Annotated in this window: 1 protein-coding gene; it reads right to left on the reverse strand. The window is 74.6% G+C overall.

The features are described from left to right. The coding region (locus tag ABTY61_RS41130; protein ID WP_502895532.1) for an SDR family NAD(P)-dependent oxidoreductase at positions 1 to 14,960 on the reverse strand (14,960 nt) is incomplete at both ends.

Raw genomic sequence — 14,960 nt, forward strand, 5'->3', positions numbered from 1 at the left:
GCTGCGCCGGACAAGTCCTCGCCCGCCACCACACCGCGCGTCACGAACACCAGGCGCGAGGCCGCGAAACGCTCCTCCGCCAGCCAGCCCTGCACAAGCCCCAGCACGCGGGCCGCCCGAGCGTGCACCTCATCGACGGCCGTCTCGATCACGACCACCGGCGGAACGTCCGCCGGCACCTCCGCCAGCGACTCGACCGCCGCGAACTCCGGCACGTCGGAGACCTTCACCGGCACCCAGTCCACCCGGAAGAGCTCGTCCCGGCCGACCCTCGCCCCGGCCGCAAGCTGCTCGGCGGCGATCGGGCGCACCGTCAGCGCGCCGACCGAGGCCACCGGCCTGCCGTCGGTGTCGGCCACGGCGAGCGTCAGCGCGCCGGAGGCCGACCGCGTCAGGCGCGCCCGGACCGCCGACGCGCCGGAGGCGTGCAGCGCCACGTTCTCCCACGCGAACGGCACGCCGCCGCCCTCGCCGGAGCCCGCCAGGGCGAAGCCGTGGAGGCAGGCGTCGAAGAGCGCGGGGTGCAGGCCGAAGCCGGTGCCCTCGGTGCCCTCGGGCAGGGCGACCTCGGCGAAGAGCTCGTCCCCGCGCCTCCAGACGGCCCGGAGGCCCCGGAACGCCGGGCCGTACCCGAACCCGGCCTCCGCCAGGCCCTCGTACAGCCCGGCCGCGTCGACCACCTCGGCACCGGCCGGCGGCCACACCGAGGCGTCGAACTCCGCCGATGCCGCGCCCGACCCCAGCACGCCGCTCGCGTGCAGGGTCCAGACCGGCTCCGGGCCGGTGTCCGCCGTGGAGTGGATGCCGACCGCACGGCGCCCGGTATCGTCCGGCTCGGCCAGACGCACCTGGATCCGGACGGAGCCCTCCTCGGGCAGGACCAGCGGTGCGGCCGTGGTCAGCTCCTCGACCAGGTCGCAGCCGACCTCGTCACCGGCGCGCACGGCCAGCTCCACCAGCGCCGTGCCCGGCACCAGCACCGAACCCATGACGACGTGGTCCGCCAGCCACCCGTGCGACCGGGCCGACAGCCGGCCGGTGAACACCAGCCCGGCGGTACCGGCCAGTTCGAGCGAGCCGGTGAGCAACGGGTGGTCGGCGTTCCGGAGCCCGGCGGACTCGGCCGTCGGGAAGAACGCCGAGGCGTCCGTCCAGAACCGGCGGTGCTGGAAGGCGTACGTCGGCAGGGCGACCCGGCGGGCGCCGGTCCCGGCGTGAAAGGCGGACCAGTCCACCGGGACGCCCAGCACGTGCAGGCGCGCCAGCGCCTCGACGACGGTCCGCTCCTCGTCGCGTCCGCGGCGGAGCGCCGGGAGCGCTTCGGCCTCGCCGTCGGGCAGCGCGCCCACGGTGAGCGCGGTGAGGACGGCGTCGGGGCCGAGTTCGAGGAAACGGCGCACGCCGGCCCCGTGGAGGGTGCGGATGCCGTCGGCGAAGCGGACGGCCTCGCGGACGTGGCGCACCCAGTAGTCGGGGGTGGTGAAGTCCTCGCCGAGGGCGCCGGTGAGGTTGGAGACCAGCGGAATCGACGGCGCCTGGTACGTCAGCCCGTTCAGGACCTCACGGAAGTCCCCCAGCATCGGGTCCATCAGCGGCGAGTGGAACGCGTGCGAGACGCGGAGCCGGTTCGACCTGCGGTCGGCGAAGTGCGCCCCGATCGCCGCGACGGCCTCCTCCGTCCCCGAGACGACGACCGAGCGCGGGCCGTTCACGGCGGCGATCGACACGAACTCACCCAGCAACGGCAGGACTTCCTCCTCCGTCGCCTGCACCGCCAGCATCGCGCCACCCGAAGGCAGCGCCTGCATCAGCCGGCCACGGGCGGCCACCAGGGCGCAGGCGTCGACCAGGCTGAACACCCCCGCCACGTACGCCGCGGCAACCTCACCGATCGAGTGCCCGGCCACGAACTCGGCACGGACGCCCAATGATTCGACGAGCCGGAACAGCGCCACCTCAACCGCGAACAGACCCGCCTGGGCGTACGCGGTCTGGTTCAGCAGCTCCTCGCCCTCGCCCCACACGACGTCTCGAACCGGAAGCTCCAGAGCCCCGCACACCTCGTCGAAGGCACGGGCGAACACCGGGAACCGGCCGTACAACTCCCGTCCCGTCCCGAGTCGCTGCGAGCCCTGACCCGAGAAGAGGAAGGCCGTCCGGCCGCTCGTCGCGACGCCGGTCGGCGCCTCGCCGTCCGCCACCGCCCGCAGGCCGGCCAGGAGTTGCTCGGGCCCGTCGCCGACCACGGCCGCACGGTGTTCGAGCGCGGCGCGGGTCGTCGCCAGCGAGTACGCGACGTCCGCCGGCCGGGCGTCGTCGGCGACGGCTGCGAGCAGCCGCTCGGCCTGCGCGCGAAGGGCCTCCGGGGTCGCGGCAGACAGCAGCCACGGCACGACGGCGGGCTCGACCTCAGGCGACTCCGTGGACAGCTCCGCCGTCGGGGCCTCCTCGATGATCACGTGAGCGTTGGTGCCGCTGATCCCGAAGGACGAGACGCCGGCGCGCCGCGGACGATCGCCCGCAGCCCACGGCCGGGGCTCGGTCAGGAGCCGGACGGCCCCCTCCGACCAGTCCACGTTCGCGCTCGGCTCGTCCACGTGCAGCGTCGACGGCAACTCGCCGTTGTGCATCGCGAGCACCATCTTGATCACGCCGGCGACACCGGCCGCGGCCTGGGTGTGCCCGATGTTCGACTTGATCGAGCCGAGCAGCAGGGGCCGTTCACGGTCCTGCCCGTACGTCGCGATCAGCGCCTGGGCCTCGATCGGGTCGCCCAACGTCGTGCCCGTGCCATGGGCCTCGACCACGTCGACCTGGTCGGCGCCGAGGCGGGCGTTGACGAGCGCCTGCCGGATCACCCGCTGCTGCGACGGTCCGTTCGGCGCCGTCAGGCCGTTCGACGCGCCGTCCTGGTTCACCGCGCTGCCGCGCACGAGCGCGAGCACCGGGTGCCCGTTGCGCAGCGCGTCCGACAGCCGCTCGACGACCAGGAAGCCCGCGCCCTCCGCGAAGCCCGTGCCGTCGGCGGCGGAGGCGAACGACTTGCAGCGCCCGTCGGGGGCGAGCGCGCCCTGGCGGCCGAACTCGGCGAACACGCCCGGCGTGGCCATCACCGTCACGCCGCCGGTGATCGCGAGCGAGCAGTCGCCCTGGCGCAGTGCCTGGGCGGCCAGGTGCAGGGCGACCAGGGAGGACGAGCAGGCGGTGTCCACCGCGACGGCCGGGCCCTCCAGGCCGAGCTTGTACGAGACGCGGCCGGCCACGACGCTGCCGTTGCCGTCGCTGCCCGGGTAGTCGTGGTACATCACACCGGTGAAGACGCCGGTGCGGGTGCCGCGCAGGCCGCTCGGGTCGATGCCGGCCCGCTCCAGGGCCTCCCAGGAGAGCTCCAGCGTGAGCCGTTGCTGCGGGTCCATCGCCAAGGCCTCGCGTGGGGAGATCCCGAAGAAGCCGGGGTCGAACTCGGCGGCGCCGTCGAGGAATCCGCCTGCGCGGGTGTAGTACGAGTCCTCGGTGCGGAGCGTCGAGAGGTCCCAGCCGCGGTCGGCGGGGAACGGGGAGATCGCGTCCGCGCCGGACGTCACCAGCTGCCACAGCTCCTCGGGCGTGGTCACCCCGCCCGGGTAGCGGCAGGCCATGCCGACGATCGCGATCGGGTCGTGGCGGACCTCCGTCGCCACCGGAGCGTCCGTCTCGGCGTCGATGGAACGGACCCGGTCGTCGGCCAGGCCGAGCAGGGCGTCGACCAGGCCCGCGTCGCGCAGGCGGCGGGTCGGGATCGACTGCAGCACGGCCCGCAGGTCGGCTTCGGCCCGGGACGTCTCGCCGCTCGCGGCCGCCGTCCGCACGCCCAGCTCGGCGACGATGAGGCCCGTCACGGCCTCGGCGTTCGGGTGGTCGAAGGCGAGGGTCGCGGGCAGGCGCAGGCCGGTGAGGGTGTTGAGCTGGTTGCGCAGGTCCGTCGCGGCGAGGGAGTCGAAGCCGAGCTCCTGGAACGCGCGGTCCGGCTCGATCGCGTCGCCCGACTCGTGGCCGAGCAGAGCGGCCACCCGGGCCCGGACGAGTTCGAGGACCGTCCGCCGCTGCTCCGCCTCCGTCAGCCCGGCGAGCCGGGCGGCGAGACCGTCGGCCGGCGCGGCCGGCACCGGAGCGTGCGCCGCCGTGCGGCGGGCGGCCGGGACGAGGGCACGCAGCAGCGCGGGGACCTCGTCGGTGCGGGCGCGCAGGGCGGCGCCGTCGACCCGGATCGGGACGACGGTGGCGCGCTCGCTGCGCAGACCGGCGGCGAACAGCGCCAGACCGGCCTCGCGGGAGAGCGGCGGGACGCCCTGGGCGGCCATGCGGTTGCGATTGAGCTCCAGGAGGTGCTCGCCGAGGCCGGCGCCGACGTCCCACATGCCATAGGCCATCGAGGTGGCGGGCAGGCCGGCGGCGTGGCGGTGGGCGGCGAGGGCATCGAGGAAGACGTTGGCCGCGGCGTAGTTGCCCTGGCCGGCGGTCAGGACGAGACCGCCGGCGGAGGAGAACATCACGAAGGCGGTCAGCTCCAGGTGGCTGGTCAGCTCGTGCAGGTACCACGCGCCGTCGGCCTTCGGGGCCAGGACGGCGTCCATGCGCTCGGGCGTGAGCGCGCCGACCAGACCGTTGTCGCCCACACCGGCGGCGTGGATGACGGCGGAGAGAGCAGGGATCCCGTCGATCAGAGCGGCCACGGCCCCGCGGTCCGCCAGGTCACAGGCGCGGACGTCGACCACGGTGCCGAGGGCGGACAGCTCCGCCACCAGGTCTACCGCTCCCGGCGCCTCCAGGCCACGACGGCTCGTCAGCACCAGGCTCCGCACCCCGCACTCGGCAGCCAGGTAGCGGGCCACGACAGCACCCAGGCCACCAGTGCCTCCGGTGATCAGCACGGTGTCGTCCGCACCGACCGGCAGCAGGCCCTCCGGCTGCGGCAGCCGGGTCAAGCGCGGGACGTGAACAGCCTCGGCCCGCACGGCCGACTCCGGCTCGGCGGTGACGATCACGTCCCCGTCCGTGTCCAGGAGGCCGAACCGGCCCGGGTTCTCCGCCTGCGCGGACCGCACCAGACCCCACACCGGAGCCTGCGCCAGATCCACTGCCTCACCATCTCCCACCGCTACCGCACCACGCGTCACAACCACCAGGCGCGACGCCGCGAAGCGCTCCTCCGCCAGCCAGGTCTGGAGGACTTCCAGCACGGCGTGGATGCTCACGCGGACACTGCTCGGGACGTCCTCGGAGGCCGCGTAGGCGCCGCAGTCGAGGACGACCACGTCGGGCGTCGGCTCCTCCGAGTCCGACACGTCCTCCCACCGAGCCCAGGAGCTCTCTGCGGCAGGCGCGTTCGACAGCTCCACCCACTCGACCCCGTAGAGCGGGTCGACCGAGCCCAGTTGCTCCGCCGACACCGCCCGGCCCACCATCGAGGCCACGGCCAGCACCGGACCGCCCGCCGGGTCGGCGAGGTCGAGCCGCAGCCCGCCGTCGCCGAGCCGGACGATCCGCACCCGCACCGCGGAGGCGCCGACGGCGGACAGGGTCACGCCGGTCCACGCGAACGGGATCATGGTCTCCCGCTCGCCGCCGGCCAGGATCGCGGCGTGCATGGCCGCGTCGAGGAGCGCCGGGTGCACGCCGAAGCCGTCGGCCTCGACGCCCTCCGGCAGCACGACCTCGGCGAACAGCTCGCCGCCGCGCCGCCAGGCCGCGCGCAGGCCCTGGAACACCGGGCCGTAGCCGAACCCCGCCTCGGCCATCCGCTCGTACGCGCCGTGCACCGGCAGCGGCTCCGTGCCGACCGGTGGCCAGACGGCGGCGTCGAACGATGCCGTCCCGGGGGCTCCGGAAGCGGCCAGCGAACCGGTCGCGTGCCGGACCCACCCGGCGTCCGGGTCCCCGTCCGGCCGGGAGTGGATGGTGACCGCGCGCCGGTCCGAGGCATCCGGGCCACCGACCCGCACGTGCAGCTGGACGGCCCCGCGCTCGGGCAGCACCAGCGGTGCGGCCAGGGTCAGTTCCTCCACCTGCTCGTACCCGACCTCGGCCGCGGCCCGCAGCGCGAGCTCGATCAGCGCCGCACCCGGGACCAGGACGGTGTCCAGGACCTGGTGGTCGGCCAGCCACGGGTGCGAGTCCAGTGACACCCGGCCGGTGAGGAGGAACCCGTCCGTGTGGGACAGGTCGACGGCCGCGCCGAGCAGCGGGTGCGCGAAGGCGCCCACGCCGACCGCGCCCAGGTCGCCGAACGGGGTCGTCGCGTCGAGCCAGAACCGGCGGTGCTGGAACGCGTACGTGGGCAGGTCCACCGTCCGGGCGCCGGTGCCGGCGAAGAGGGCGGACCAGTCCACCTCGGCCCCGGCCGTGTGGAGCCGGCCGAGCGCGCCGACCAGGCTCGTCTCCTCGCCCCGGTCCGCGTGCAGGGCGGGCACGACGCACGTGTCGGTGGCCGTCAGGTCCTCGAGGACGCCCTGTACCAGGCCGGACAGGACGGTGTCGGGGCCGAGCTCGACGTAGCGGCGGACGCCGGCCCCGTGGAGGGTGCGGACGCCGTCGGCGAAGCGGACGGCCTCGCGGACGTGGCGCACCCAGTAGTCGGGCGACGTCAGGCCGTCGACCAGTGCGCCGGTCAGGTTGGAGACCAACGGGATCGACGGCGCGTAGTACGTCAGTTTGTCGAGGACCGTACGGAAGTCCTCCAGCATCGGGTCCATCAGCGGCGAGTGGAACGCGTGCGAGACGCGCAGCCGGGTCGTCCGGCGGTCGGCGAGATGCTCCTCGATCTCCGAGACGGCCGCTGCGGCGCCCGAGACCACGACCGACGTCGGACCGTTCACGGCCGCGATCGAGACGGACTCACCGAGCAGCGGCAGGACTTCGTCCTCCGTCGCCTGCACCGCCAGCATCGCGCCGCCGGAAGGCAGCGCCTGCATCAGCCGGCCACGGGCGGCGACCAGAGCGCAGGCGTCCGCCAGCGAGAACACCCCGGCGACGTACGCGGCAGCAACCTCACCGATGGAGTGCCCGGCCACGAACTCCGGCCGCACACCCAGCGATTCGAGGAGGCGGTAGAGCGCCACCTCGACGGCGAACAACCCGGCCTGGGCGTACGACGTCTGGTTCAGCAGCTCCGCGTCCTCGCCCCAGACGACATTCCGAAGCGGCAGCTCCAGCGCCGCGCACACCTCGTCGAAGGCCCGGGCGAACACCGGGAACCGGGTATACAACTCCCGCCCCATGCCGAGCCGCTGCGATCCCTGCCCCGAGAACAGGAACGCCGTCGCCCCGCCCGCCCGCGCGGACGACATGGCCGCGCCCGGGGCGAGTTCGCCCCGGCTCAGCGCGTCCAGCCCGGCCAGCAGTTCTTCCCGGCCTCCGCCGAGCAGCACCGCGCGGTGCTCCAGCGCCGGCCGCGTCGCGACCAGCGAGTGGGCGACGTCCAGCGCGTCGAGCTCCGGGCGCGCGCCGACGAAGGCCGAGAGCCGCTCGGCCTGCACCCGCAGGGCCTCCGGCGTCGCCGCGGCGAGCAGCCACGGCAGCGTGCCCGACTCCCGCCCACCGGCGGCAGGTTCGGCGACGGACTCGGGGCCCTGCTCCACGATCACGTGCGCATTGGTCCCGCTGATCCCGAAGGCGGACACGCCCGCCCGGCGCGGGCGGCCGGTCGACGGCCAGTCCCGGGCCTCGGCCAGCAGCTCGACCGTGCCCTCCGACCACTCGACGTGCGACGAGGGCCGGTCGATGTGCAGCGACTTCGGCAGCACGCCGTGCTGCATCGCCAGCACCATCTTGATCACGCCGGCCACACCGGCCGCCGCCTGCGCGTGCCCGATGTTCGACTTGATCGAGCCCAGCAGCAGCGGGACTTCGCGGTCCTGGCCGTAGGTCGCGAGCAGCGCCTGCGCCTCGATCGGGTCACCCAGCGTCGTGCCCGTGCCGTGCGCCTCCACCGCGTCCACGTCCGCCGGGGACAGCCCGGCGCTCGCCAGTGCCTGGCGGATCACCCGCTGCTGGGACGGCCCGTTCGGCGCCGAGAAGCCGTTGCTCGCCCCGTCCTGGTTGACGGCCGTGCCGCGGATCACCGCGAGCACCCGGTGGCCGTTCCGCTCCGCGTCGGACAACCGCTCGACGAGCAGCACGCCGACGCCCTCCGACCAGCCGACGCCGTCCGCCGCGTCCGCGAACGCCTTGCACCGGCCGTCCGCGGACAGCCCTCGCTGCCGCGAGAACTCGATGAACATGCCCGGCGTCGACATCACCGTCGCGCCGCCCGCGAGGGCCAGCGAGCACTCGCCGCTGCGCAGCGCCTGGACCGCCAGGTGCAGGGCGACGAGCGAGGAGGAGCAGGCCGTGTCGACGGTCACCGCCGGGCCCTCCAGGCCCAGCGTGTAGGACACCCGGCCGGAGACGACGCTGCCGCCGCTGGTGCCCGAGGGATTCGTGTTGAGCGCGTAGTCGTGGTACATGACGCCCGCGAAGACGCCGGTCCGACTGCCGCGCAGGGACAGCGGGTCGATGCCCGCCCGCTCCAGCGCCTCCCACGAGGTCTCCAGGAGGAGCCGCTGCTGCGGGTCCATGTAGAGGGCCTCGCGCGGGGAGATCCCGAAGAAGCCGGGGTCGAAGTCGCCGGCGTCGTGCAGGAAGCTGCCGTGACGGGTGTAGCTGTGGCCCTCCTTGCCGGGCTCGGGGTCGTAGAGGTGCTCGATGTCCCAGCCGCGGTCGGTCGGCAGTCCGGTGACGGTGTCGACGCCGTCCGCCAGCAGCCGCCACAGTTCCTCGGGCGTGCTCGCGCCGCCGGGGTAGCGGCAGGCCATGCCGACGATCGCGATCGGTTCGTCGGCGGTGTGCGGGCGGGTCTCGGCGCCGACGACCGGGGTCGGCTCCGTGCCCGCGCCGGCCAGGTCGAGGAGGTGCTCCGCGACGGCCCGCGCGTTGGGGAAGTCGAAGGCGAGCGTGGCGGGCAGGCGCAGGCCCGTGCGCTTGTTCAGGCGGTTGCGCAGGTCGGTCGCGGCGAGGGAGTCGAAACCGAGCTCCTGGAACGCGCGCTCGGGCGCGATCGCCTCGGCGGAGGCGTGGCCGAGAACGGCGGCGACCTCCGTGCGCACGAGCTCCAGCGCCAGGCGCCGGCCCTCGCTCCCGCCCAGCCCGGCGAGGCGCCTGGCCAGGCCGGTCTCGGCCGCACGGCCACTCGTGGGCAGTTCGGCGCGCCTGCGCGGTGCGGTGAGGGCGCGCAGGAGCGCGGGGACCTCGTCGGTGCGGGCGCGCAGCGCGCCGGCGTCGACCCGGATCGGGACGACGGCCGCGCGGTCGCTGCGCAGGGCGGTGGCGAAGAGTGCGAGGCCGGTCGCGTGGTCGAGGACGGGAACGCCCTGGGTGGCCATCCGCGCCCGGTCGACGTCCGCGAGGTCACGCCCGAGGCCGGCGCCGACGTCCCAGAGGCCGTAGGCCATCGAGGTGGCGGGCAGGCCGGCGGCGTGGCGGTGGGCGGCGAGGGCGTCGAGGAAGACGTTCGCGGCCGCGTAGTTGCCCTGGCCGGCGGTCAGGACCAGACCACCGGCGGAGGAGAACAGCACGAAGGCGGTCAGGTCGAGGTGACTCGTCAGCTCGTGCAGGTACCAGGCACCGTCGGCCTTCGGCGCCAGGACGGCATCCATGCGCTCGGGCGTGAGCGCACCGACCAGACCGTTGTCGCCCACACCGGCGGCATGGATCACAGCCGACAGGCCGGGGATCCCCTCGATGAGCGCCGCGACCGCGTCGCGGTCCGCCATGTCACAGGCACGCACGTCGGCGACAGCCCCGAGGGCGGACAGCTCCGCCACCAGTTCCGCCGAGCCCGACGCCTCCGGACCGCGACGGCTCGTCAGCACCAGGCTCCGCACACCGCACTCGGCGACCAGGTACCGGGCCACGACCGCGCCCAGACCGCCCGTGCCACCGGTGATCAGCACGGTGTCATCCGCGCCCACCTGCAGCGGACCCTCCGGCTGCGGCAGACCGCCCAGACGCGGAACGTGAACGGCCTCACCACGCACGGCCGACTCCGGCTCCTCGGTGACGATCACCTCCCCGTCCGTGTCCAGCAGGACGAAGCGCCCCGGGTTCTCCGCCTGGGCCGCCCGGACCAGACCCCACACCGGAGCCTGCGCCAGATCCACCGGCTCACCCTCACGCACGGCCACCGCACCCCGCGTCACGACCACCAGCCGCGACGCCGCGAACCGCTCCTCCTCCAGCCACGCCTGCACCGCGCGCAGCACGTGCCACGCCACCTCGCGCACGGCTGCCGGAACGTCGCCGCCCGGGGCGGCCGCGGCCGCGCAGTCCAGGACGACGGTCTCGGGGGCCGGGCCCTCAGCGGGCAGGGCATCCCAGGACGTCCACTCCGTGCCCGCGTCCGAGGCGACCGGCCGCTCAGACCACTCGACCACGTAGAGCGGGTCGGCCGAGCCCAGTTGCTCCGCCGAGACCGCCCGGCCCTGCACGGAGGCCACCGTCAGCACCGGCTCGCCCGCCGGGTCGGCGAGGTCGAGCCGCAGCCCGCCACCGACGAGCCGGACCAGGCGCACCCGCACCGCCGACGCTCCGACGGCACGCAGCGCCGCGCCCGTCCACGCGAACGGGACCACAGTGTCGTCGCTCCCGGCGTCCACGATGGCGACGTGCATGGCCGCGTCGAGGAGCGCCGGGTGCACGCCGAAGCCGTCGGCCTCGACGTCCTCGGGGAGCTCGACGTCCGCGAACAGCTCGTTCCCGCGCCGCCAGGCCGCGCGAAGGCCCTGGAAGGCACGGCCGTAGCCGAACCCCGCCTCGGCCATTCGCTCGTACGCCCCCTCGACCGGCAGCACCTCGGCATCGGCCGGCGGCCAGACATCGAAGGTCGCTGCCTCCGCGGCTCCGCCGACGGCCAGCGAGCCGGCCGCGTGCTGGACCCACCCGGCGTCCGGGTCCCCGTCCGCCCGCGAATGGATCGTGAGCTCCCGGCGGCCGGAGGGGTCCGGCGTTCCGACGCGGAGCTGGAGCTGGAGCGCGCCGTACTCGGGCAGCACCACCGGTGCGGCCAGAGTCAGTTCCTCCACCTGCTCGCAGCCCACCTCGGTGGCAGCGCGCAGCGCGAGTTCGAGCAGGCCCGCGCCGGGGACCAGGACCGTGCCCTGGATGACGTGGTCGGCCAGCCACGGGAACGCGGCCGTCGACACGCGTCCGGTGAGCACCAGCCCGTCCTCGTCGGCCAGTTCGACAGCGGCGCCGAGCAGGGGGTGCGTGGTGGCGCCGAGGCCCGCGGAGCGGACGTCGCCACCGCGGGCGGCGAGGGGCGCGGGCCAGAAGCGGCGGCGCTGGAAGGCGTACGTCGGCAGGTCGACGTGCCTGGCGCCGGTGGCGGCGAACAGGGCGGACCAGTCCACCGTCGCGCCGTGGACGTGCAGGCGGGCGAGGGCGTCGACGAGGGTGTGCTCCTCGGCCCGGTTGCGGCGGAGCGCCGGAACCGCTTCGGCCTCGCCGTCGGGCAGCGCGCCCACGGTGAGGGCGGTGAGGACGGCGTCGGGGCCGAGTTCGAGGAAGCGGTCGACGCCGGCGATGTGGAGGGTGCGGATGCCGTCGGCGAAGCGGACGGCCTCGCGGACGTGGCGCACCCAGTAGTCGGGGGCGCAGAGGTCCTCGGCCAGTGCGCCGGTGAGGTTGGAGATCACCGGGATCGACGGCGCGCTGTAGCTCAGCCCGTTCAGGACCGTACGGAAGTCCGCCAGCATCGGGTCCATCAGTGGCGAGTGGAACGCGTGCGAGACGCGGAGCCGGTTCGACTTGCGGTCGGCGAAGTGCCCCTCGATCGCCGCGACGGCCTCCTCCGTCCCCGAGACCACGACCGAGCGCGGGCCGTTGACGGCAGCGATCGACACGAACTCACCGAGCAGCGGCAGGACTTCCTCCTCCGTCGCCTGCACCGCCAGCATCGCGCCACCCGCCGGCAGCGCCTGCATCAGACGGCCACGGGCGGCCACCAGGGCGCAGGCGTCTGCCAGGCTGAACACCCCGGCCACGTACGCCGCGGCGACCTCACCGATCGAGTGCCCGGCCACGAACTCCGGCCGCACGCCCAGCGATTCGACGAGCCGGAACAGCGCCACCTCGACGGCGAACAGCCCGGCCTGGGCGTACGCGGTCTGGTTCAGCAGCTCCTCGCCCTCGCCCCACACGACGCTGCGGAGGGACTGGTCGAGGTGCTCGTCCAGCGCCGCGCAGACGGCGTCGAAGGTGTCGGCGAACCTCGGGAAGCGAGCGTACAACTCCTGCCCCATGCCGAGGCGTTGCGAACCCTGACCGGAGAAGAGGAACGCGGTCCTGCCTACCGACGCGACTCCTCGGGCCACCTCGGCCCCGTCGACGACCACCGCGCGGTACGGGAGGAGCGACCGCCCGGCCAGGGTGAAGGCCACATCGGCAGCCGGAAGTTCATCGAGCTCCGTCAGCCGCGCGACCTGGGCGTCCAGCGCCGCTTCGGACTTGGCGGATACCACCCAGGGCACCGCCCCCGCCGTCACCGCAGCATCCTGCACGGCCTCGGGCTCGGCCTGCTCCAGGATCACGTGGGCGTTGGTTCCGCTGATCCCGAAGGACGACACGCCCGCGCGGCGCGGGTGACCGGTGGCCGGCCACTCGGTGCGCTCGGTGAGCAGCTCGACCGCGCCGGACGTCCAGTCGACGTGCGACGAGGGCGCGTCCACGTGCAGGGTGCGCGGCAGCAGGCCGTGCTGCATCGCGAGCACCATCTTGATCACGCCCGCGACGCCGGCCGCGGCCTGGGAGTGGCCGATGTTCGACTTGATCGAGCCCAGCAGCAGCGGCAGTTCGCGGTCCTGGCCATAGGTGGCGAGCAGGGCCTGCGCCTCGATCGGGTCGCCCAACGTGGTCCCGGTGCCGTGGGCCTCGACGGCGTCCACGTCGGCGGTCGACAGCCCGGCGCTCGCGAGAGCCTGCCGGATCACGCGCTGCTGCGACGGGCCGTTTGGCGCCGTCAGGCCGTTGGACGCGCCGTCCTGGTTGACGGCACTCCCCCGCAGAACTGCCAGCACTCGATGGCCGTTCCGGCGGGCGTCCGACAGGCGCTCCAGTACCAGCATGCCGACGCCCTCCCCCCAGCCGACGCCGTCGGCCGCCTCCGCGAACGAACGGCACCGGCCGTCGGCCGACAGACCACCCTGCCGGGAGAACTCCACGAAGGTGTTCGGCGTGGACATCACGGTGACGCCGCCGGCCAGGGCCAGCGTGCACTCGCCGCCGCGCAGCGCCTGCGCCGCCAGGTGCATCGCGACGAGGGAGGAGGAGCACGCCGTGTCCACCGTGACCGCCGGGCCCTCCAGGCCGAGCGTGTACGAGACCCGGCCCGACGCCACGCTTCCCGCGCTGCCGCTGCCCTGGTAGCCCTCGAACTCACCACCGCCCAGCAGGCTCGCGTAGTCCGCGTACATCACGCCCGCGAAGACTCCCGTCCGGCTGCCGCGCAGCGTCACCGGATCGATGCCGGCGCGCTCGAAGGCCTCCCACGACGTCTCCAGCAGCAGGCGCTGCTGGGCGTCCGTCGCCAGCGCCTCGCGCGGACTCATGCCGAAGAACTCGTGGTCGAACTCCCCGGCGGTGTGCAGGAATCCGCCGGAGCGGGTGTAGGACGTCCCGACGTGATCCGGGTCCGGGTCGTAGAGGGTCTCGACGTCCCAGCCGCGGTTCGTGGGGAAGCCGGAGACCGCGTCCACGCCGTCGGCCACCAGCCGCCACAGGTCCTCCGGCGACTCGACGCCACCCGGGTAGCGGCAGGCCATGCCGACGACGACGATCGGGTCGTCCGACAGCGACGGCAGCGCCTCGGGGACGTGGACGACGCTCTCGGTGCCGAACAGACCCTCCAGCAGGAAGTCGGCCAGCGCGCTCGCCGTCGGGTAGTCGAACACGACGGTGGCCGGCAGCTGGAGACCGGTCACCGACTTGAGCCGGTTGCGCAGCTCGACCGCCGTCAGCGAGTCGAAGCCGAGGTCCTGGAACGCCTTCGACGGATCGACCGCCGAGCCGGCGTCGTGGCCCAGCACGAGCGCGATCTGGTCGCGCACCAGGTCCAGGACGGCCGCACGCCGCTCGTCGCCGCCCAGGCCGGACAGTCGCTTCGCCAGGCTCGCCGACACGGCCGATCCGGCGACAACGGCGCGCCGCACGCGGCGCCGCACCAAGCCGCGCAGCAGGGCGGGCACCTCGCCGTGCGCGGCCAGCGCCGCCGGGTCGAGGCGGACCGGCAGCACGGCCGGGTGCCCGGTGGCGAGCGCCGCATCGAATAGCGCGACGCCCTGCTCCGGGGCGATGACCGGCAGACCGAGCCGGGCGATGCGCTCGGCCTCGGCGTCGGTGAGCGTGCCGGTCATGCCCGCCACATCGGACCAGGGGCCCCAGGCGAGGGCCGCGGCGGGCAGGCCGAGGGAACGGCGGTGGACCGCCAGGGCGTCCAGGTAGGCATTGCCCGCCGCGTAGGCGGCCTGGCCCGCGCTTCCGAGCGTGCCGGCGACGGAGGAGAAGAGGACGAAGGTCTCGACGCTCTCGGCGGCCCGGTGGAGGTTCCAGGCCGCGTCCGCCTTCGGACGCAGGACGGTGGAGACACGTTCGGGGGTGAGCGAGCCGATCACTCCGTCGTCGAGCACACCGGCGGTGTGCACGACCGCGCGAATCTCGTGCCGCGCGAACAGCTCGGTGACAGCGGCCTCGTCGGCCACGTCACAGGCCTCGACCACCGCCTCCGCACCGGCCGACGCCAGCTCGGCGACCAGCGCCTCGACGCCCTCGGCGTCCGCGCCACGACGGCTGACCAGCAGCAGGTGGCGCACGCCGTGCTCGGCCGCCAGGTGCCGGGCCACGACCCTGCCGAGGCCACCGGTACCGCCGGTGATCAGCACCGTGCCCTCACT

The sequence above is a fragment of the Kitasatospora sp. NPDC096128 genome (assembly GCF_040303105.1).
Taxonomy (GTDB): Bacteria; Actinomycetota; Actinomycetes; order Streptomycetales; family Streptomycetaceae; genus Kitasatospora.